The organism is Streptomyces sp. NBC_01198 (assembly GCF_036010485.1).
In the GTDB taxonomy this organism is placed as follows: Bacteria; Actinomycetota; Actinomycetes; order Streptomycetales; family Streptomycetaceae; genus Actinacidiphila.
On the sequence record NZ_CP108568.1, the window covers coordinates 5,959,925 to 5,981,373 of the forward strand.

The 21,449-nt window shown below is 72.2% G+C and carries 16 protein-coding genes and 1 pseudogene; 7 read left to right on the forward strand and 10 right to left on the reverse strand.

The features are described from left to right. Window positions 1–37: 37 nt before the first annotated feature. From OG702_RS26530 to OG702_RS26550, 5 genes are all read right to left on the reverse strand, one after another. A complete protein-coding gene (locus OG702_RS26530; protein WP_327291446.1) occupies window positions 38–1,129 on the reverse strand; it encodes a LacI family DNA-binding transcriptional regulator in 1,092 nt (363 codons plus the stop codon). A gap of 34 nt (window positions 1,130–1,163) precedes the next feature. Then, on the reverse strand, window positions 1,164–2,930 hold the full coding sequence (locus OG702_RS26535) for a glycoside hydrolase family 13 protein (protein WP_327291447.1): 1,767 nt from the start codon (window positions 2,928–2,930) through the stop codon (window positions 1,164–1,166). A 108-nt stretch (window positions 2,931–3,038) separates the two neighbouring features. Continuing rightward, window positions 3,039–3,941 (reverse strand): sugar ABC transporter permease, encoded by a 903-nt coding sequence (locus OG702_RS26540; protein WP_327291448.1) that lies wholly within the window; start codon window positions 3,939–3,941, stop codon window positions 3,039–3,041. A 13-nt stretch (window positions 3,942–3,954) separates the two neighbouring features. Next, a complete protein-coding gene (locus tag OG702_RS26545; protein ID WP_442814552.1) occupies window positions 3,955–4,953 on the reverse strand; it encodes a carbohydrate ABC transporter permease in 999 nt (332 codons plus the stop codon). A gap of 156 nt (window positions 4,954–5,109) precedes the next feature. Further along, window positions 5,110–6,411, reverse strand: coding sequence for an extracellular solute-binding protein (locus tag OG702_RS26550; RefSeq protein WP_327291449.1), 1,302 nt, complete (start codon window positions 6,409–6,411; stop codon window positions 5,110–5,112). Between the two features lie 413 nt (window positions 6,412–6,824). On the opposite strand from OG702_RS26550, the pseudogene OG702_RS26555 reads away from it, so the two are divergent. Further along, window positions 6,825–8,407, forward strand: a pseudogene (locus tag OG702_RS26555) (alpha-amylase family glycosyl hydrolase); the annotation flags it as partial. 122 nt (window positions 8,408–8,529) lie between these two features. Here OG702_RS26555 and OG702_RS26560 read toward each other — a convergent pair. Continuing rightward, the gene (locus OG702_RS26560) at window positions 8,530–10,416 is read right to left on the reverse strand and encodes a hypothetical protein (RefSeq protein WP_327291450.1); all 1,887 of its coding nucleotides are present in this window, start codon (window positions 10,414–10,416) and stop codon (window positions 8,530–8,532) included. 190 nt (window positions 10,417–10,606) lie between these two features. After that, window positions 10,607–11,626 carry a glutamine synthetase gene (glnII, locus tag OG702_RS26565; RefSeq protein ID WP_327291451.1) on the reverse strand — a complete coding sequence of 340 codons (1,020 nt, stop codon included), beginning with the start codon at window positions 11,624–11,626 and terminating at the stop codon, window positions 10,607–10,609. A gap of 195 nt (window positions 11,627–11,821) precedes the next feature. Between glnII and OG702_RS26570 the strand changes: the two genes are divergently transcribed. The 4 genes from OG702_RS26570 (at window position 11,822) to OG702_RS26585 (ending at window position 14,929) form a co-directional block, all read left to right on the forward strand. Further along, complete coding sequence (locus OG702_RS26570; RefSeq protein WP_327291452.1) at window positions 11,822–12,196, forward strand: 5-carboxymethyl-2-hydroxymuconate Delta-isomerase; 375 nt, start codon at window positions 11,822–11,824, stop codon at window positions 12,194–12,196. Further along, window positions 12,193–13,074, forward strand: a complete 882-nt coding sequence (locus OG702_RS26575; RefSeq protein WP_327291453.1) for a Gfo/Idh/MocA family protein — start codon at window positions 12,193–12,195, stop codon at window positions 13,072–13,074. Before OG702_RS26570 ends, OG702_RS26575 begins: the two co-directional genes overlap by 4 nt. Window positions 13,075–13,137: 63 nt before the next feature. Beyond that, a complete protein-coding gene (locus tag OG702_RS26580) occupies window positions 13,138–13,503 on the forward strand; it encodes a hypothetical protein (RefSeq protein ID WP_327291454.1) in 366 nt (121 codons plus the stop codon). A gap of 406 nt (window positions 13,504–13,909) precedes the next feature. Next, window positions 13,910–14,929 carry an NADPH:quinone reductase gene (locus OG702_RS26585; RefSeq protein WP_327291456.1) on the forward strand — a complete coding sequence of 340 codons (1,020 nt, stop codon included), beginning with the start codon at window positions 13,910–13,912 and terminating at the stop codon, window positions 14,927–14,929. 94 nt (window positions 14,930–15,023) lie between these two features. On the opposite strand, the gene OG702_RS26590 is transcribed toward OG702_RS26585, so the two are convergent. Further along, on the reverse strand, window positions 15,024–15,971 hold the full coding sequence (locus tag OG702_RS26590) for a serine hydrolase (RefSeq protein ID WP_327291457.1): 948 nt from the start codon (window positions 15,969–15,971) through the stop codon (window positions 15,024–15,026). 365 nt (window positions 15,972–16,336) lie between these two features. Between OG702_RS26590 and OG702_RS26595 the strand changes: the two genes are divergently transcribed. Then, window positions 16,337–18,310, forward strand: coding sequence for a discoidin domain-containing protein (locus OG702_RS26595; RefSeq protein WP_327291458.1), 1,974 nt, complete (start codon window positions 16,337–16,339; stop codon window positions 18,308–18,310). A gap of 75 nt (window positions 18,311–18,385) precedes the next feature. Here OG702_RS26595 and OG702_RS26600 read toward each other — a convergent pair whose 3' ends face one another. Then, window positions 18,386–20,008 carry a VWA domain-containing protein gene (locus OG702_RS26600; RefSeq protein WP_327291459.1) on the reverse strand — a complete coding sequence of 541 codons (1,623 nt, stop codon included), beginning with the start codon at window positions 20,006–20,008 and terminating at the stop codon, window positions 18,386–18,388. Between the two features lie 120 nt (window positions 20,009–20,128). On the opposite strand from OG702_RS26600, the gene OG702_RS26605 reads away from it, so the two are divergent. Next, the gene (locus tag OG702_RS26605) at window positions 20,129–20,518 is read left to right on the forward strand and encodes a TOBE domain-containing protein (RefSeq protein ID WP_327291460.1); all 390 of its coding nucleotides are present in this window, start codon (window positions 20,129–20,131) and stop codon (window positions 20,516–20,518) included. A gap of 34 nt (window positions 20,519–20,552) precedes the next feature. Here OG702_RS26605 and OG702_RS26610 read toward each other — a convergent pair whose 3' ends face one another. After that, on the reverse strand, window positions 20,553–21,413 hold the full coding sequence (locus tag OG702_RS26610; RefSeq protein WP_327291461.1) for an Fpg/Nei family DNA glycosylase: 861 nt from the start codon (window positions 21,411–21,413) through the stop codon (window positions 20,553–20,555). Between the last annotated feature and the right edge of the window lie 36 nt (window positions 21,414–21,449).

Below are 21,449 nucleotides of genomic sequence, written 5' to 3' on the forward strand. Positions count from 1 at the left end.
AGGGGACCAGTCTGCCAGATGTGTCCCGTGATGCGGATCAACCGCCGGTCGGGTCGTGGGCCGTCCGGGTGACTCCCGGCGAGGAGGACGACGCGGGCGGCGGGGCGTTCCGGCTGGTGGGGGCGGCCGCGGTCGAACCGCGGACCACCAGCTCAGGGAGGAAGACGAACTCGCTGTGCGGGGCCGGGGTGCCGCCGATCTCCTCGAGCAGCGCGTTGACCGCCGCCTGGCCCATCGCCGTCACCGGCTGCCTGATGGTGGTCAGCGGCGGGTCGGTGAACGCGATCAGCGGCGAGTCGTCGAAGCCGACCACCGAGACGTCGCCCGGTACCGACAGGCCCAGTCGCCTGGCCGCCCTGATGGCGCCGAGCGCCATCATGTCGGAGGCGCAGACGACCGCCGTGCAGCCGTCGGATATCAGCGCGGAGGCGGCGGCCTGGCCGCCCTCCAGGGTGAACAGCGAGTGCTGTACGAGCTCCAGCGCCTCGTCGCCGGCCAGGCCGAGCACCTCGCCCATCGACGTCACGAAGCCCTCGATCTTCCTGCGCACCGGGACGAAACGCTTCTGCCCCACCGCCAGGCCGATCCTGCGGTGCCCAAGCGCCGCGAGGTGGGTGACCGCCAGCCGCATCGCCCCCCGGTCGTCGGGGGACACGAAGGGCGCGCTGACCTTCTCGGTGAAGCCGTTGATCAGCACGAACGGCACGCCCTGGCCCTGCAGCCTGGCGTAGCGCTCCATGTCGGCGGTGCAGTCGGCGTGCAGCCCGGAGACGAAGATGATCCCGGCCACCCCCCGCTCCACCAGCATCTCCACCAGCTCGTCCTCGGTGGAGCCGCCGGGCGTCTGGGTGGCGAGCACCGGGGTGTAGCCCTGCCGGGTGAGCGCCTGGCCGATGATCTGCGCGAAGGCCGGGAAGATCGGGTTGTCCAGCTCGGGCGTGATCAGCCCGACCAGGCCCGCGCTGCGCTGCCGCAGCCGGACCGGGCGCTCGTACCCCAGCAGGTCGAGCGCGGCCAGCACTGATTCGCGGGTGGTGGCGGAAACCCCGGGCTTGCCGTTGAGCACCCGGCTGACCGTCGCTTCGCTGACCCCCGCCTGGGCTGCGATGTCAGCGAGCCGTGCGGTCACACCACCGGATGCTATTGGACGGAATGCCACCACGTCAGATCGCCCACCAAATTGCCGTGTCTGCGTCGATAGTGACGTCAATGCCGTCAACCTGGTCCGATGCTCCGCCCGCGGCGGGCGCTGTCAGCGGCGGCCGCGCGGTACTGGTCAGCAGCGGCCGACCGCCGGGCACCGTCAGCACCACCGGCCGCGAGGTCAGGTTGACCAGGCACAGGAAGGCGTCGCCGGCACCGTCCCGGCGGAAGGCCAGCACGCCCTCCGGCGTCTCCAGCCACCGCACCGACCGGCCCGCGCCCAGCGCCGGCAGCTCCCGGCGCAGCGCCAGCGCCGCCCGGTACAGCTCCAGGGTGGAGGCCGGGTCGCCGGTCTGGGCCTCGACGCTCAGCCCGGCCCAGCTGGGCGGCTGCGGCAGCCAGCTCGGCCCGCCCGCCGGACCGAAGCCGTACGGCGGCTCGGCGCCCGACCACGGGATCGGCACCCGGCAGCCGTCCCGGAAGCCGTCCTGGCCCGCCGCCCGGAAGAACGACGGGTCCTGCCGCACCTCGTCGGGGAGGTCGGTGACGTCGGGCAGGCCCAGCTCCTCGCCCTGGTAGAGGTACGCAGAACCGGGCAGCGCCAGCATCAGCACGGTGGCCGCCCGCGCCCTGCGCAGGCCCAGCTCCCGGTCGCCCGGCTCGCGCAGCTGGAGCGAGCCGCCGGCCGCGGTCTCCGTGCCGGGGTCGGGGGCCGGGTTGCCGAAGCGGGTGGTGTGCCGGGTCACGTCGTGGTTGGACAGCACCCAGGTGGCGGGCGCGCCGACCGCGCTCATCGCGGCGAGCGACCTGTCGATGACCCGGCGCAGCGCGGCCGCGTTCCACGGGGTGCCCAGGTACTCGAAGTTGAATGCCTGGTGCAGCTCGTCGTGCCGCAGGTAGAGCGCCGCCCGCTCGATGGTCGGCGTCCACGCCTCGGCGACCCCGATCCGGTCGCCGGGGTACTCGTCCAGGATGCGCCGCCAGCCGCGGTAGATCTCGTGCACGCCGTCCTGGTCGAAGTACGGCATGGGCGCGCTGCCCAGCAGGGACAGCTGCTCGCTGTGCCCGATGTCGGGCAGTCCCGCGGCCTTGACCAGGCCGTGCGCCACGTCGATCCGGAAGCCGTCGGCGCCCAGGTCCAGCCAGAAGCGCAGCACCGAGCGGAACTCGTCGTGCACCGCCGGGTGGTCCCAGTTGAAGTCCGGCTGCTCGGGCGCGAACAGGTGCAGATACCACTCGCCCGGGGTGCCGTCCGGGTCGGCGGTCCTGGTCCAGGCCGGGCCGCCGAAGATGGACTCCCAGTCGTTGGGCGGCAGCTCGCCGTCCCGTCCCTTGCCGGGACGGAAGTGGAAGCGGTCCCGCAGCGCGGACCCGGGCCCGTCGCGCAGCGCCTGCTTGAACCACTCGTGCTGGTCGGAGCAGTGGTTGGGCACCACGTCCACGATCACCCGCAGGTCCAGCGCGTGCGCGGTACGCACCAGGTCGTCGGCGTCGTTGAGGTCGCCGAACATCGGGTCGACCTCGCGGTAGTCCGCCACGTCGTAGCCGGCGTCGGCCTGCGGGGAGGCGTAGAAGGGCGACAGCCACACCGCGTCCACCCCGAGGTCCCGCAGGTACGGCAGCCGGGCCGTGATGCCGGCCAGATCGCCCATGCCGTCGCCGTTCCCGTCGGCGAAGCTGCGCGGATAGACCTGGTAGATGACCGCGTCGCGCCACCAGTCCCCGTGCCCGGCGTCGGCAGCGGGAGCGGCGGCGGAGCGGGGCGCGTCGGAGAGGTGCTGGCTCATGGATTCCCTTGGATATGCGGGTATATGCGGGTGGGGGCGTCCCGTCGGGGTCGCCCCCGGCCGGGGGCCGGGGAACTCGTGGCGTGCGGGGTGCTGCTGCCGGGCCGGTCAGCCCTTGGTGCCGCCGGCCGTCAGACCGGTCACCAGGTGGCGCTGGACGAGCAGGAAGACGATGGTCGCGGGTATCGCGATCAGCACCGAGGCGGCCGTCATGCTGCCCCAGTCCGCCCGCTGGTCGGAGGCGAAGGTGCGGATGCCGGCCGCCAGCGTGGAGTGGTCGCGCCCCATGAACTGCGCCGCGTAGGCGACCTCTCCCCAGGCGGTCAGGAAGCTGTAGAAGGCGGTGACGGCGAGCCCGGGGCGGGCCAGCGGCACGATCAGCCGCCAGAAGGTGCCGAACGGGGTCAGCCCGTCGACCCGGCCCGCCTCGTCGATGTCGCGCGGGATGGTGTCGAAGTAGCCCTTGAGCATCCAGGCGCAGAAGGGCACCGCGATGGTGCAGTAGACCAGGATCAGCCCGAGGTAGCTGTCGATCAGGTCCAGCTGCGCCAGCAGGTTGTACAGCGGCACGATCAGGACGGCCATCGGGAACATCTGCGTGATCAGGAAGGTCCACATCAGCGACCGGTGGCCGGGGAAGCGCATCCGGGAGATCGCGTAGCCGGCGGTGGCGGAGATCAGCACGCCGAGCACGGTGGTGGCGCCGGCCACGATCACCGAGTTCAGGAACCACTTGGGGAAGCTGGTGTGCATCAGCACGAAGCGGTAGTTGCCCAGGCCCAGGTGGCTGAGCACCTCGTGCGGCTGCTGCCAGGAGGAACTGGGGCCCAGCGAGATGAACAGGATCCACAGCACGGGGAAGACCGCGATGGCGCTGGCGGTGACCAGCGCGGCGTGCAGGGCGAGCGACGCGCCCCGGCCGCGCTCGCCCCGGCCGCGGTGGCGGGTCGCGGCGGCGGTCTGCGGGGTGCTCGTGGTGGCGGCCGGGCCGCTGTGGGTGGTGGCGCTCATGGTGATCCGGCTCCTAGGCCTGCTCGGACTTCAACTGGCGGCGGTAGAAGGTGGAGAAGGCCACGAGGATGAGGAGGATGACGATTCCGTAGGTGGCGGCCGCGGAATAATCGGACACTCCGGTGAACGCCTTCTCGTAGGCGTATGTCACCAGGATGTCCGTGTCGCCGGTGGTGTTGTTGCCAAGCAGCAGGTAGATGATCGCGAACATGTTGAACGTCCAGACCGTGCTGAGCAGCACCACCGTGCTGGTGACCGGGCGCAGCCCGGGGACGGTGACGTGGGTGAAGCGCTGCCGCGGTGAGGCGCCGTCCATCTCGGCGGCCTCGTAGAGCTCGCCGGGTATCGACTGCAGGCCGCCGAGCAGGGCGACCATCATGAACGGCACGCCGACCCAGATGTTCACCATGATCACCGCGATCTTCTGCGACAGCGGTGTGCCCAGCCAGTCCTGGGCGGGCAGCCCGAAGCTGGTGACGATGTCGTTGAAGACGCCGTACTGCGAGTTGAGCATCAGCCGCCAGGCGAAGACGCCGATGAAGGCGGGCACCGCCCAGGGCAGGATCAGGCACAGCCGGTAGAACAGCCGGAAGCGCACCTTGCGGTTGAGCAGCATCGCCATCGCGAGCCCGATGGCGTAGGTGATCGCCACGCAGCAGACGGTCCACACGACCGTCCACTCGAAGCGCGGGTAGAAGTCGCCGTCCTTGCCGGAGAGCACCTGCCAGTAGTTGTGCAGCCCCACCCAGTGGTAGCTGGCGCCGATGTGGACCGGGCCGATGTCCTTGGCGACGTTGGTCTCGTTGGCGTCGGTCAGCGACAGGTAGGTGCCGTAGCCGAGCGGATAGAACACCAGGACGGCCAGCACGATCACGACGGGGGCGACCATCGCCCAGGCGTACCAGTGCCGGTCCCAGGAACGCCTGACCGACGTCATCAGGCCGGGCCGCGGCTCGCGCGGCGGGCGGGCGGCCGTGCCCGGGGCGGGGTCGTCCATGGTGGCGGTGGTCATCGCTCCTCGGCTCTTTCGTCTCTGGCGGCCGCCGGCCGGCGGCGGTACGTCTTTCGGCTCACGGCAGGTGACCGGACCGGCCGGCCGGGCGCGTGGGCCCCGTACGCCTGGTGGCGCAACGGGACCCCGGCCGGCCGGCCCGGAACTCGGGGGCGGCTACTGCACCGTGTAGCCGGGCAGCAGCTTGCCGAACTCCTTGGCGGCGGCGTCCAGGCCCGACTGGACCGAGGACTTGCCCTGCAGGATCTTGATGTACTCCTGCTGGAGCGGCGTGAACAGGCTGCCCACCTGCGGCAGCGCGACCCTGGGCCGGGCGGTGTCCATGATCGGCTTGAAGCCGGCGATCGTCTGGTTCTTGAGCACCTCCGGGGTGTAGGCGGAGGTCCTGGTCGGCAGGGTGCCGTTCTTCAGCGCGATCTTCTGCTGGCTGGCCGAGGACGTCATGAACTGGGTGAACAGGTAGGCCGCGTCCAGATTCCGCGAACCCTGGTAGACCGCCAGGTCGTGGCCGCCGGTGGGCGCCAGCGCCTTGCCGGTGGAGCCGGCCGGCACGGGCGCGTAACCGAGGTTGGCCTCCTTGCCCTGGAAGGCGGACCCGGTCAGGTCGTCGCCGACCGACCACGGCCCCTGGATCAGCATGGCGACCTTGCCGGTCTTGAAGGAGGTCTGCATGTTGTCGTACGCGCTGGCGAAGTCGACCTTCAGCGAGGAGGTGTCGTAGATCTTCTTCGCCTCGGTGACCGCCTTGACGGCCTGCGGGGAGTTGACCGTCACCTTCTTGGCGGCCGGGTCGGCCAGGTCGGCGCCCTCGCCGAACAGCAGCGGGAAGAGGAAGTACGAGTCGGGGTTGACGTACGTGCCCGCGACGCCGGGCACCTTCGCCTTGATGGTCGCGGAGTCGGCGATCAGCTCGTCCCAGGTGGCCGGCGGGGCGGTGATGCCGGCCTTGCTGAAGATGTCCTTGTTGTAGAGCAGCCCGAGGGTGTCGGTCACCGACGGCACGCCGTAGGTCTTGCCCTCGTACTTGGTGGTGTTCAACGGCCCCGCCACGAAGTCCTGAGTGTCGGTCAGCGCCGCGGTGCCGTCCAGCGGGGCGATGTAGTGGAGCGAGGCGTACTCGGGGATCAGCCCGACGTCGGTTCTCACCACGTCGGGTGCGCCCTTGCCGCTCTGCGCCGCCGCCTTGAACTTCTGCTCCACGGTGGTGAAGTCGACGTTCTGGTAATCGACCTTGATCTTGGGGTACTTCGCCTCGAAGTCCTTGATGAGGGCCTGGTAGGTCGGGGCCTCGATCTTGGCGTCCGAGGTGTCCCAGTACGTGATCGTCCCGGAGACCGCGGCCGGGTCCTTGGCCGCCGTGCCCTTGTCGCTCTTGTCGTCGCTACCACTACCGCCACAGGCGGTGACCCCGAGAACGATGGCCGCGGCCATCGCCACGGCGGATATGCCGCGTCGCATACCTGACTCCTTGAAGAGGGAAGTGCCCGTTCGCCCTGGCCAGGCTGGCTGCCGGCCCCTGTCGTCCCAACGGGGTCGCTCGGGCTGGGCAGGAACGTAACAGCGATGTAATGCTTTGCGAAAGAGGCTGCAAGAAACTTTCCGCAAGATCCTTCATCCGTGATGCCCCTGCTGTCCGGGCGTGTCGCCGACCTGACCGGGGTGGCGGGCGCCGCGGGCGCGGTGCGGCCGGCAATGTGACGGATCTGCTTACAGAGTCTTGCTGCAAGCCCGCCCGCGGGGATACCGTCCCGCTCAGCTTCGGCACCGACGCCGGGGTGGCGACCGGTTCATGCGCGTGGACCCGGGCGCGAGGCTGTCCCCAGCAAGGAGAACCGCCCGTGTCCCTGGTGTTCAGGCTGCCCGCGTTCGGGATGCGCCGCCGCGCCCGCAGGTCCCACCCGGGCCGTAGCCCGCGGCGGGGGTCCCCGCCGGGCCGCAGGTCCTGGGGGAGCGCCGCCCTCGCCTTCGCGGCGCTGGCCGCGTTCGTCCAACCGGCCTACGCGCACGGCTCGCCGCAGCCGCCGGCCCCGCCCTCCGACCGGGCGGCTCGCTGGGCAGGCCGCACGGCACGACGACACGCGCGAGCAGTTCTACTTCGTGATGCCGGACCGCTTCGCGAACGGTGACCGGGCCAACGACCGGGGCGGCCTGTCGGGCAGCCGGCTGAGCACCGGCGACGACCCCACGGACAAGGGCTTCTACCAGGGCGGCGACCTCAAGGGCCTGACGCGGAAGCTGGACTACATCAAGGGTCTGGGCACCACCGCCATCTGGATGGCGCCGATCTTCAAGAACCAGCCGGTCCAGGGCACGGGCGACCAGGCGTCGGCCGGCTACCACGGCTACTGGATCACCGACTTCACCCAGGTGGACCCGCACTTCGGCACCAACGACGACCTCAGGACGCTGATATCGGCGGCCCACGCCAAGGGCATGAAGATCTTCTTCGACGTCATCACCAACCACACCGCCGACGTCATCGGCACCGCCGACAACACCTACAGCTACCTGTCCAAGGGCGCCTTCCCGTACCTGTCGGCCGACGGCACCCCCTTCGACGACGACGCATACGCCGCCGGCGGCGCCCCCTTCCCGAAGGTCACCGCGGCGTCCTTCCCGCGCACCCCGACCGTGCCCGCCGGCAGGCTGGACGCCAAGGTCCCGGCCTGGCTCAACGACCCGACGATGTACCACAACCGCGGCGACTCCACCTTCGCCGGCGAGAGCGCCGACCAGGGCGACTTCAGCGGGCTCGACGACCTGTGGACGCAGCGGCCCGAGGTCGTGCACGGCATGGAGCAGATCTACCAGAAGTGGGTGCGGGACTGCGCGATCGACGGCTTCCGCATCGACACCGTCAAGAACGTCGACCTGCCGTTCTGGACGCAGTGGGCGACGGCGCTGGACGCCTACGCGGCGCAGCACGGCCGGCAGAACTTCGCCATGTTCGGCGAGGCCTACGACGCCGACCCCGCCGTCACCTCGCCGTACGTCACGCAGGGACGGCTCGACGCGACACTCGACTTCCCGTTCCAGGACGCCGCCCGCGGCTACGCCTCGCAGGGCGCGCCGCCGAGCAGGCTCGCCGCGGTCTACGGGCAGGACTACCGCTACACCACCGACAAGGCCAACGCGTACGAGCAGGTCACCTTCCTCGGCAACCACGACATGGGCCGCATCGGCAGCTTCCTCGCCCAGGACAACCCGGGCGCGAGCGACGCCGAACTGCTCAAGCGCGACGAGCTGGCCGACGCCGTGATGTTCCTCGGCCGCGGGAACCCGGTGGTCTACTACGGCGACGAGCAGGGCTTCACCGGCGCCCCCGGCGGCGACAAGGACGCCCGCCAGACCATGTTCGCCTCCCAGGTCGCCGACTACCTGGACGACGACGAGATCGGCACCGCCCGCACCGCGGCCGCCGACGCCTACGACCCGCAGCACCCGCTCTACCAAGTTCTCCCCCAGGCGGAGCGCTGGGGGAGAACGGCGCGCTCAGCCCCAACGGCGGGAAGGAAGCGAGGCCACCGCAAGTGGCACCCACCCCAGGGGCGCGGGGAACGGCGTGGAGGCCCGAGGTCACGGGCCGGGCAGGGGGTGGAGGGTGGCGCCTGAGGTGAGACGGGCAGAAAGACTCGCTCGGGTGCCGCGCGGAGCGCGGACCGCCAGGGAGGAGCCGGACGCACCCGCGGTGACGCCGTCCGTGGACGCGATGGAGACCACGCCCCGGCTGCCCGCCGCCAGCAGATACCAGTGGCCGCCGGGGGACTGCCACATCACCCCGGCCATCACGTGCTGCCCGAAGCGGCTGCACGCGCTGCCGTCCGTCTGCTGGCCGGCCGGCGTGCCCGGCGCCCCGGGCGCGGACCCCGGCGGTACGAACTGCACCGTCGCGCGGCCGGGACCGCGCCACGTGTCGGCCCGGTCGCACGTCCACAGCGCGGCCCCGGCGCCCTCCGGGAGCGTCGTGCGGGCGAACTCCCAGTCGTTGACCGACCGCACCCCCTGCCCGCGCAGTTCGCCGAGCCGGCAGGCAGCGTGGGCCCAACCGGCCAGCGCCTGCGACCCGGTGGCCTCACGTGGGGCGCGGGCCGTGACACCGGGGGCGGGCGGCGGGGTGGACGTCAGATGCACCGGGCTGAGGTCGCCGAGGTCAGTGAGCAGGAATGAGTGCCGCTCCACGATCCGTCCCGAGGACCGCAGTTGCAGTACCGGCCAGGTCGTCCCGCAGGTCCCGGCGGCGACCCCGGCGCCCGGCATCCGTACCGGGTCCGTCGTCCCGTCGGCGGCCCGGTGCAGCGGCACTCCCGGCCGGTCGGGCCGCAGCAGGTCGCGGGTCTGGGCGCCGTCGACCCAGGGGGCGGTCAGGAAGCGGGTGTTGCCGTCGACCCGGTCGACCACGACGGCCGCGGCCGTCGTGAGGTCGGCGTCGGCCACCTGCGCGAAGTCCAGGGCGGCGGCGTCGCCGCCCCCGGTACGGGCCTGGGCGTAACGGACCAGCCGCAGCCCGTCGTAGAAGATCACGACCGTCACGGAGTCCACGTCCCCGGCGTAGAGGAGCTGCGGCGGCTGCCCGGGCGCCGTCCGCGCGGTGCCGGGGGTCGCGGTGACCTGCACGGACCGCGCCGGGTTCGCCCACACCGCCAGTGCCCTGCCGAGCAGCGCGTTGTCGGTGGCACGGTTGCCGCGAGCGGGCCAGGCGGTGAAGTCGAGCCGGGCGGTCGTGGTCCAGGCCTTCGCTGGCACCCGCACCAGCGCGGCCGGGTCGACCGGCTGAGAACCCCGTGCCGCCGAGCCGGGCGACCCGTGCGAGGCGTACGGCCGCGGGGACCCGCCGACCGAGGCCACCGCGAGGACGATCCCGCCGACCGCGACGGCCGCGCCCGCGAAGAGCCCTGCCCTGACGCGCTGCCGCCGCCGCAGCAGGTCGGTGGGCCGCACCTGGACCGTGCAGGGGTCGAACTCGCCCGCCGACAGCAGCCGGTGGTCGCTCTCGATCTCCACCGCCGTGCGTACCGCGCCGCGCGGGTCGTCGGCGCCCGCCTCCGCCAGCACGTTGCGGGCCGCCTGCTCGTCCAGGCCCTCGACGCCCAGCAGCGCGTAGGCGGCCCTCGCCGCCCCCGGCAGCGTGGACAGCGCCCGGTCCAGGGCGAGTTCGGCGCTGCCGCCGGCCTGCGGGTGCAGCCGCAGGCCGACCACGTACGGCAGTCCGGCGCCGACCACCGCGCCGCGTACCCGCCCCGACTGCCGCCCCTGCGCGAGCGCCTGGCGCAGCACCTCGCGGCGCAGCTGCGCGTACGGCCCCTCGCCGACCGTGGAGGCGAGCGCGACCCGCAGCGACCGCTGGGCGAGCCGGTGCGCGATGACCACCCTGCGGTGCCGGCCGATCGTGGCGGGCAGCGCCAGATACGCCAGCCGCACCAGCCGGGGGTAGTGCTCGATCAGAGCGGCCTCGGCCTCCGCCACCGGGACGTGCCGAGCGGGCTTCTTCGTGGACGCGGACAGTGCGTGTGACGGTCGGCTCTTCACATTCCGTCAAACGAGTGACGCCGGTGATGGTCACCCCCCGCCACGCCCCCGAACAGGGGAAAGGCGCCCGTCACGAGGACGGGCGCCTTTCCACGACCGCGGGGAGGCGGCGTTCGGTGGTGGCCGGTCAGACCAGGCCGGCCTTCTCCAGCGCGGAGCCGCAGGTGTCCACGATCAGCCGGGTCACGACGTACGGGTCGACGTTGGCGTTCGGGCGGCGGTCCTCGATGTAGCCCTTCTGGTCCACCTCGACCTGCCACGGGATACGCACCGACGCGCCGCGGTTGGAGACGCCGTAGCTGTACTCGTTCCACGGCGCGGTCTCGTGCGCGCCGGTGAGGCGGCCCTCGACGCCGGCGCCGTAGTGCTTGATGTGCTCCAGCGGCTTGTCGTCGCGGCCCAGCGACTCGGCGGCCTCGATGATCGCCGCGTAGTTCTCGCGCATCGCCTTGGTGGAGAAGTTGGTGTGCGCTCCCGCGCCGTTCCAGTCGCCCTTGGCGGGCTTGGGGTCGAGCGTCGCGGAGATGCCGAAGTCCTCGGCGGTGCGGTAGAGCAGCCAGCGCGCCACCCACAGGTGGTCGGAGACGTCCAGCGGGCTGAGCGGGCCGACCTGGAACTCCCACTGGCCGGGCATCACTTCGGCGTTGATGCCGGAGATGCCGATACCGGCGGCCAGGCAGTTCTCCAGGTGCTTCTCCACCACCGGGCGGCCGAAGATCTCGTCGGCGCCGACACCGCAGTAGTAACCGCCCTGCGGGGCCGGGAAGCCGTTCTCCGGGAAGCCGAGCGGGCGCGAGCCCTGGAAGAAGGTGTACTCCTGCTCGATGCCGAACAGCGACTCCTGCGCGGCGAACTTCTCCGAGACCTCGCGCAGCGCGGCACGGGTGTTGGACTCGTGCGGCGTCCCGTCGATGTTGAAGACCTCGCACATCACCAGGACGTCGTCAGCACCGCGGAACGGATCAGGGAAGGAGGCCACCGGCTTGAGTACGCGGTCCGAGGCGTGCCCCTCGGCCTGGTTGGTGCTCGACCCGTCGAAACCCCAGATCGGAAGCTCCGCGCCGTCGGCCAGGATCCGCGTCTTGGAACGGAGCTTCGCGGTCGGCGTGGTGCCGTCTATCCAGATGTACTCAGCCTTGTAGGTCACGGTGACGCCATCCTTAACGAACGTGATCGCGGGAGCGGCCGAGCTGCGTTGATCGGACCGAGGGCAGCGTCGCAAGGATGGTTTTCCCGAGCGTTGCCCTTGTGTTAACGGGACGTAACCGAGGTCACGGTGCGTCCCGGCGTGCACCGGGGGACGCCCGGCACCCCGCCGACCTGCCGGGATAGGGTCCGGACCATGCCGCATACCACCGTGGAATACTCCGGAACGCTCAGCGAGGCCCTCGACCGGCCCGCGTTCGGCAAGGCCCTGCACGACGCCCTGGTCGCCGTCGCCGGCGGCCGCGCCGACGGATGCAAGACCCGTTTCGTACGCCATGACGACCTCCACATCGGCGACGGTTCTCCGCACCACGCGATGGTCCACGTCGAGATCTCGCTGCTGGCGGGGCGCACCCCCGAGGTCAAGCGCGAGCTCACCGCGGCGGTGCTCGCCGCCCTGCGCGAACACACCGCGCCCACCCCGCAGTACGCGGTGCAGTTCTCCGTCGACCTGCGCGACCTCGACCCGGAGGCGTACGCGCGGCACGAGGAACCCCGGACCGCGGCATGACCGCGCTACGGGTCGGACTGCTCGGCACCGGGCCGTGGGCGCGGCTCGCGCACGGCCCCGCGCTGGCCGCGCACCCGGACGTCGACTTCGCCGGGGTGTGGGGACGCAGGACCGAAGCCGCCACCGAGGTCGCCGAGTTGTTCGGGACCCGCGCCTACGGGGACGCCGGCACGCTGATCGCCGACGTCGACGCGGTGGCCATCGCCCTGCCGCCCGCCCTCCAGGCGCCGCTGGCCGCCCGCGCCGCCCGCGCCGGCCGGCACCTGCTGCTCGACAAGCCGCTGGCCGACACGGTCGAGGGGGCCCGCGAGGTCGTCGACGCGGTCGAGCAGGCCGGGGTGCGCTCGGTGGTCTTCTTCACCCTGCGCTTCGACACGGCCAGCGCCGAGTGGATCGGCCGGCAGGCCGCGGCCGGCGGCTGGTACACCGGCCGCGCCGACTGGTACGGCGCCGTCTTCGGCGCGGGCGACAGCCCGTTCGCCGACTCGCCGTGGCGGCGGGAGAAGGGCGGGCTCTGGGACGTCGGCCCGCACGCGCTGTCCGTCCTGCTGCCGGTGCTCGGCGACGTCACCGCGATCGCCGCCGCCCGCGGCCCCGGCGACACCGTGCACCTCACCCTGCGGCACGACAGCGGGGCGTCGAGCACCGCCGTCCTCACCCTCACCGCGCCCCCGGCCGGCGCCGGGGTGGCCGTCGAGTTCCGCGGTACGCACGGGGTCGCGGCCTACCCCGACGAGCTGGCCGGCCCGGCCACCGACGCGTTCGCGCGGGCCATCGACGTACTCGCCGGCGGCGAACCGCACGGGTGCGACGCACGGTTCGGGCTCCGGGTCACCGAAATCCTCGCCGCGGTGGAGGAGTTGATCGCGGGAGTTTGATCCTTTTCGCCCGGTTGCCACCGGACCCTTCCGGAGGCGGTGAAGGGTGTCTATGGTCGAAACATGAGGGTTCCGGACTGGTGGTCGATCGAGGTCATGGACGTCGAGGACGGTGCGGTGCACACGGCGGGCGGGTGGCGCGACGCGTATGCGCAGGCGCTGGCCGAATCGCTCATCACCAACGGTGCGTCGTCCTGGCGGTGGTTCGAGCACAGCTGGGGTGTGGTGCTTGAGGTCTCCTTCGCGGAGGAGGAGGCGTGGGCGGCGTGGTACGCCCTGCCGGGCACGCAGGCGGCACTCGACGCGGTGCCGGATCCCTTGCGGGGGCTCCTCGTCCACCGCGGCCACGGTGGCGCCTCCGGCGCCTATGTCCCCCGCGTCCCGAGCGCCACCCCCCACGCGGACCACACGGCCCTCCTCCCGGGGTGACCCTTGCCCCCCCGGGCCGCCGAGGGGTTGCCACTTGCGGTGAGCTCGCTGCCTGCGGCCCGGCGGGGGCTGGGCGCGCCGTTCCTCGCGCCCCTGAGGGGTTGCCACTTGCCGTGGCGATGCGTCCTTCCCACCGCGGTGGCTGGTCGCGCAGTTCCCCGCGCCCCTGATGGCTTGGCCTCTCGGCGGAGGGTGAGCGTTTTCAGGGGCGCGGGGAACTGCGCGACAAGCCACGACGGCGCGGCAGACAAGCGCGCCACCACAGGTGGCACCCACCTCGGGCGAGCGGGGCACGGGGCGGCACGAGCCCGCGCCGGGCCGTGGGTGGGCGAGCTCACCGCAGGTGGGACGCGCCGAGGGGAGGGGGGTGGGAAGAAAGGGGGGCGGGGGTCGCTTGTATGGGGGCATGAAGGCGATCACTTACAAGACCAGCGGCGCCGCAGACGTCATGGCGCTGACCGACAGGCCGCTCCCCGAGCCGGGGGAAGGCGAGGTACGGGTCGCGGTACGGGTATCGGGTGTGAACCCGACCGACTGGAAGGCCCGGCAGAGCACCACCCCGTCAGGGGAACAGGTGCCGAACCAGGACGGTTCCGGCGTGATCGACGCCGTCGGCCCCGGCGTCCCGGAGAGCAGGCTCGGCGAGCGCGTGTGGCTGTGGGAGGCGGCCTGGGGCCGCGCCGACGGCACCGCACAGGAGTACGTGACGCTGCCGGCCAGGCAAGCCGTGCCGCTGCCCGAGCACGCCTCGTTCGACCTGGGCGCGAGCCTGGGCATCCCGGCGCTGACCGCCCACCGCACGCTGACCGTCGCGGACGGCGGCCCCACGAGGCTGGCGCCCGGCGCGCTGGCCGGCCGTATCGTGCTGGTCGCGGGCGGCGCCGGCGCTGTCGGCAACGCGGCGATCCAGCTGGCCCGCTGGGCGGGCGCGACCGTGGTCACCACGGTCAGCGGGCCCGCCAAGGGCGAGCTGGCGAAGGCCGCCGGCGCGCAGCACGTGGTCGACTACCGCGCCCAGGACGCGGCCGCCGAGATCCGCAGGATCGCCCCCGACGGGGTGCACATCGTGGTGGAGGTCGCCCCGGGGGCGAACGCCGAGCTGGACCGGGCGGTGACCGCGCCGGACGCGGTCGTCGCCTTCTACGCCGACGACTCCGAGACCGTCTCCGTCCCCGTCAGGCCCTCGATGTTCGGCAACCTGCGCTGGCAGGGCGTGCTGGTCTACACCGTCCCGGCCGCCGCGAAGGACGACGCGGTGGCGGCGGTCAGCGCTGCCGTCGCGGACGACGCGATCCGGGTCGGGGAGGCCGCGGGCCTGCCCCTGCACCGCTTCCCGCTCTCGCGCACCGGCGACGCGCACGACGCCGTGGAGCAGGCGACGGTCGGCAAGGTCCTCATCGACGTCTCCACCGACGCCTCCGCCTGACCCGCAAGGCCCCCCCGCCGGCCAGGAGAAGGCCGGCGGGGGGGCCACCGCGGGACAGCAAGCGGGGAGGCACCGGAAGGACGGACGCCGGGCGTCAGGAGTAGAGGGCCTTGGCGGCCGCCGCGGCCGCGTCCTCCACCTTGTCGATGCCCGACTTCTCCGAGTGGTTGCCCGAGGAGAGCACGCAGACCAGCAGCGTGTGGCCCTTGTAGTCGACCTCGCCGATGCTGTTGATGTCCCACAGGCCGGTCGCGGTGCGCTGCAGCCAGCCGTTCTTCAGCGCGAAGCCGCTGTCGTCCTCGTCGGCCGCGGACACGCCCCACTGCTGGCCCTTGGTGACGGTGTGCATCAGGCCCTTGATGTAGTCGCGGGACGCCGTCGACAGCGCTGAGTCGCTGCCGAAGACCGCCCGCAGCAAGGCGAGCTGGTCGGCCGGGGTGGTCTGGGTGAGGCCCCACAGGTCGGCGCTGCCGCCTTCGGTGTGGCGGAGGCCGAAGGCGCTGTTGGCCGAGGCGAGCCCGGTCTTGCGGCCGATGGCGTTCCACAGCGCGGTCGCCGCGTTGTTGTCGCTCTGCTGGATCATCACGGTCGCCTGCGCCCGCTCGGCGGACGTCATCGTGGTGCCGGTCTTCTGGTGCCGCAGCAGCAGGGTGGCCAGAATGTCGACCTTGACGATGCTCGCCGTGTCGAAGGTGGCCGAGCCGTCCGCGTACGACGCCGCCGTGGAACCGTGGTTCAGGTCGGCCACCGCGACCGACAGGCGTCCCTTGCTGCTCGCCGACAGGGCCTTGATGGACGTGGCGAGTTGGGTCTTCGCGTCGGCGGCCGACTTCGTCGGCGGTTTCGACGGGGGAGCGGACGTGCTGGTCGGCGGCGGTGCGGTGGTGCTCGGGGTGCTCTTCGTCGAGGGCGAGCCGACAGCCGGGTCGTCGCCCTTGGCATCGTCGGTCGCGGCGGAGTCGGTGTGGGCCTTGGCCGACGGCGAGCGGGTGACGATCGCCAGCGTGATCAGCCCGATGGCGGCCAGTACGGCCGCCGACACGACCGCCGGTCGCTTCCACCAGGGCGGTTTCGGCCGCCTCCGATGGGAACGCGAGCGTGGCGTGCCGCGCTCGCCGCCCGGTGGTCCAGATACATGGGTCATGCACCAGACCGTAAGAGCGGAATATTTCATTCTCCTAAGATTTTCATACCAACTTGGCTGAGGGGGGTGTTCCCCGCAGGCCAGGCTGTCAAGGGCACCTGGGTGCTTCTTGCGTGAGTTCTGTCAAATATTTCGCCTGATGCGCGATCTATTGCGGAGCCGTAACCTCGTCGTTACGATCCCCGCACCAGACTTCCGGTCCGCTGCCGTACATCGATCGGCCGCGTGACGGCGGGAGTTGACAGCCGATCGGAGGAGTCCAGATGGGTGTCACACGCCGGGCGCTACTGCAGGCCGCCATTGCGGTGACCGCAGCGGGAACGGTGGGGGCCGCGCAGACCGCGCTGGCCGGCGGGGCCGCTGCGGCGAGCCCACCGGGCGACGTTGTGGGCAAGGTCACGGTGGGGTATCAGGGGTGGTTCGCGGCGATCGGTGATGGTGCGCCGATCAATGCGTGGTGGCATTGGAGTGCGAACGGGGGTCAGGCGCCGTCGCCGTCGAACACCGGGATCGTGGCGTGGCCGGATGTGCGGGACTACACGCGGACGTATCAGACGGGTTATGCGGCGTTGGGCAACGGTCAGCCGGCGACGTTGTTCTCCTCGTACGACCAGCAGACGGTGGACACGCATTTCCTGTGGATGCAGCAGAACGGTATCGACACCGCGGCGCTGCAGCGGTTCAACCCCACCGGTGGTGAGGGCCCGACCCGGGATGCGATGACGGCGAAGGTCCGTAGTGCGGCGGAGTCGCACGGGCGGAAGTTCTACATCATGTACGACGTGTCGGACTGGACGAACATGCAGTCCGACATCAAGGCGGACTGGACGAACAAGATGAAGGCGTACACCGCCTCGTCGGCGTATGCCACGCAGAACGGGAAGCCGGTGGTGTGCATCTGGGGCTTCGGGTTCGCCGACAACCAGCGGCCGTTCTCCGCGGCGGCGTGTCTGGACGTGGTGAACTGGTTCAAGGGGCAGGGCTGCTACGTCATCGGCGGGGTGCCGACGTGGTGGCGTACCGGGGACCGGGACTCGCGTCCGGGCTTCTCCGACGTCTACCACGCCTTCCACATGCTCTCGCCGTGGATGGTCGGCAGGATCGGGAACGCCGGCGACGCCGACAACTTCTACAACGTCGCGACGGTGCCGGACCTGGCCGAGTGCGCCGCGCACGGCATCGACTACCAGCCCTGCGTGCTGCCCGGCGCGGTCACCTTGCGCCAGCGCGCCCACGGCGAGTTCATGTGGCGGCAGTTCTACAACATGTGCCGGGCCGGCGTGCAGGGCATCTACATCTCCATGTTCGACGAGTACAACGAGGGCAACCAGATCGCCAAGACCGCCGAGTCCCAGGCCTGGGTCCCCACCAACTCCGGCTTCCTCGCCCTGGACGAGGACGGCACCGCCTGCTCCGCCGACTACTACCTCCGCCTCACAGGCGACGGCGGCCGCATGCTCAAAGGCCAGATCGCCCTCACCGCCACCAGGCCCACTCCGACGGTCGTCAGCGGCGGCGGCGACACCGTGCCGCCGAGCGCGCCCGGCGCGCTGCACTCCACCGGGCACACCGACACCACCGTCGCCCTGGCCTGGACGGCGGCCACCGACAACGTCGGCGTCACCGGCTACCGGGTGCGCAGGATCAGCGGCGGTACGCCCACCCAGGTCGGCACCACCTCGGGCACCTCCTTCACCGTCACCGGCCTGTCCGCCGCCACCGCCTACACCTTCGACGTGGTGGCACTCGACGCGGCCGGCAACATCTCGCAGCCCTCCAACCAGGTCGGCGTCACCACCGACGGCACCTCGGGCAGCACCGACCTGGCGCTGCACAAGCCGACCTCGGAGAGCAGCCACACCCAGTCCTACGGCTCGGGCAACGCCGTGGACGGCGACCAGAACACGTACTGGGAGAGCGCCAACAACGCCTTCCCGCAGTGGATCCAGGTCGACCTGGGCGGCACGACCACCGTCAAGCGGATCGTCGTCGACCTGCCGCCGGCCACCGCGTGGGCGACCCGCAGCCAGACCATCGCGGTCCAGGGCAGCACCGACGGCAACACCTTCACCACGCTGCTGTCCGCCGGTGCCCGCACCTTCGACCCCTCGACCGGCAACACCTCGACACTCACCCTGCCGAGCGCCGCCAGTACCCGCTACGTCCGGCTGGTCTTCACCGCCAACACCGGCTGGCCCGCCGGCCAGGCCTCCGGGGTGCACGTCTTCAACGCCTGACCCGGCCCCCACGGGCGGCGGCACGGCGGGGAACGCCATCCCCCGGCCGTACCGCCACCCGTACGGGCCGCCGGGTCAGCGCAGGATGCCCGCCTCCCGGGCGGCCTTCAGCCAGGACGGGAACTCGGTGAGGATCCGGTCGTAGAGCTCGGCGTCGGACAGCGTGGCGATGTCGTCCACGGCGAAGAAGCCGACGTTGTCCACCCGCCGCCCGCCCATGGTGTCGAAGCGCTCCAGGATGCCGTAGTTCGCCTGGCCGAGGCCGACGAACTGCCAGAAGATCGGCTCCTCCACCGCCGCCCGCAGCTGCTGCTCGATCTCCGCGTTGCGGTGCACCCCGCCGTCGGAGAAGAACAGCACGAAGGTCGGGTCCTGCGAGGGAGCCGCGCGGACGAACTCCCGTACCTGCGCGATGACCTTCTGCTCCTCGTTCTGGATGCCGACCGCCCGCATGTCGACCTGGCCCGGCTGCAGCCCGCGCGGCGGCTTCTTGCGCCGGCCGAAAAGCACCAGCTCGCCGATCCGCACGTGCAGCCCGATCCAGCCGGGCAGCTCGCCCAGGCCGACCGGCGGCAGCCGGGCCGGGTTGCTGGCGAACGTCCACGCCTGCATCGTGCCGTCCCGGGTCAGCTGGGCGGCGACGGCGGCCATCCGCTCGACGACTCCGGCGACCACGCCGCCCGCGTAGAGCTTCGCCATCGAGCCGGACGCGTCGAGGACCAGCACGATACGGGCGGTGGCACCCTCGGCGCCGTGCTTGCGCAGGCTCACCGCGACCTGCTCCTTGCGCAGCGAGAGCCGCTTGCGCATGTCGGGGGGCAGGTCCTCCTCGCCCTTGACCAGGCGTGGCGCGCCGGCCGGCGCAGGGGCAGGCGCCGGAGCCGGTGCCCCGTACGGGTTGCCGTAGGCGGGCGGCGGCGGCAGCGGGGCGGCCGGCCCGGTGGGCGCGGGCGGCGGGTACGCGTTCGGCGCCGGATACGCCGACGGGGGCGGCGGCGCGACCGGGTGGGCCGGCGGCGGCGGATACCCCTGCGCCGGGGGGCCGGACGGCGGGGCCGGGCGCTGGTAGAGAGGCGGCACGGACGACGGCGGCGGGGGCGGCGGTACGGGCGGCGGGCTCGCCGGCCGCGGCGCCGCGGGAGTGTGCGCGGCGGTGTTGTCCTCGTCCACCGTGATCCCGAAGTCCGTCGCGAGCCCTGCCAGGCCCGCCGCGTAGCCCTGCCCGATCGCCCGGAAGCGCCAGCCGCCGTCCCGCCGGTAGAGCTCGCCGCCGACCAGCGCGGTCTCGGTCGCCGCCACGAAGTCGAAGTGCGCGAGCTCGGTGCCCGAGGCGGCGTCCACCAGCCGCAGGCCCAGCCCGGACAGCGCGCCGAACGTCCCGGTGTCCACCGACGCGGCCAGCACCACCCGGTCGACCACCGCTTCGAGCCCGGCGAGGTCCACCTCGACGGCGTCGGTCACGGTGCCGCCGGGCGCGCCCTGCTTGCCCATGTGGCGCACCGCCCCCGAGGCGTGCCAGGGCTGGTTGTAGAAGACGAAGTCGTCGTCGCCGCGCACCTTGCCGTCGCGGGTCAGCAGCAGCGCGGACGCGTCCGGGTCCGTTCCCCCGGGCGGCCCCGCGGCCCAGGTCAGCACCACCCGTACGGCGGACACGGTGACCGGTGTGTTGGCACCCTTGCTCAGCGGCTTCGACGTCATGTGGCAAGTCTGCCCCGCCGTCCCCCCGTCCGCCGAGGGTTTCCGCACGACCGGCAGCCGCAGCGTGTTCCGCACCCCCTGCCGCGTCCCGCGCGGCCGCCGCCGCCCTAAGCTGGGCTTATGCAGTCGTACACCATCGGACAGGCCGCGCGCCTGCTCGGCGTCAGCCCGGACACCGCCCGCCGCTGGGCCGACGCCGGCCGGGTCGCCACCCACCGCGACGACGCGGGCCGCCGCATGATCGACGGCCGCGACCTCGCCGCGTTCTCCGTCGAGATCGCCGCGAACGACGACGCCGAGACCTCCGCCACCTCGGTGCGCAACGCCTTCCCGGGCATCGTGACCGCCGTCAAGCTCGGCGACGTCGCCGCCCAGGTCGAGATCCAGGCGGGCCCGCACCGCCTGGTGTCGCTGGTGACCCGGGAGGCCGTCGAGGAGCTTGGCCTGGAGGTCGGCTCGGAGGCCGTGGCCCGGGTGAAGTCCACCAGCGTGCACATCGACCGCGCCTGACGCGCGGGCCGGCTGACGCGGTGCGCGCCGGCCGCTATTTGAGCAGCCGGGACAGCCGCCGGTCGGCCAGCGGCTTGCCGCCGGTCTGGCAGGTCGGGCAGTACTGCAGCGACGAGTCGCGATAGGACACCTCGCGGATGGTGTCCCCGCAGACCGGGCACGGCTCGCCCTTGCGCCCGTGCACGCGCAGCCCGCTCTTCTTCTCCGCCTTCAGGTCGCGCAGCGGCAGGCCCCGCGACCGCTCTACGGCCTCGGTCAGCGTGGTACCGATCAGCTCGTACAGCCGCGCGACCTCGTCCGGGGTCAGCGCCGCCGCCAGCTTGAACGGCGACATCTTCGCCGCGTGCAGGATCTCGTCGGAGTACGCGTTGCCGATCCCCGCGATCACGCTCTGGTCGCGCAGCACCCCCTTGATCTGCCGGCGCTCACCGTCGAGCAGCCCCGCGAAGACCTCCGGCGTGAAGGCCTCGTCCAGCGGGTCCGGCCCGAGCCGCGCGATCCCCGGCACCTCCTGCGGGTCCCGTACGACGTAGACGGCCAGGTGCTTCTGCGTCCCGGCCTCCGTCACGTCGAAGCCGGCCCCGCCCGCCAGCCGCACCCGCAGCGCCAGCGGCCCCTTCCCGCCCTTCGGCGGCGCCGCCGGCAGCTCGTCGTGCCAGCGCACCCACCCGGCCCTGGCCAGGTGCATCACCAGATACAGCCCCTCGGCCTCCAGCGCCAGGAACTTCCCGTACCGCCCGACCCCGCCGAAGCTCCGCCCCACCAGCGCGTCGACCGCCGGGTCGTACGTCTTGAGCGCGTGGAACGCCACCGGATACACCCGCTCCACGGTCCCCCCGACCACGTGACCAGCGAGAAACCGCACCAACGACTCGACCTCAGGCAACTCCGGCATCCCCCCAGTCTGCCCCTTTTCCCCCGAAAGCGTCGC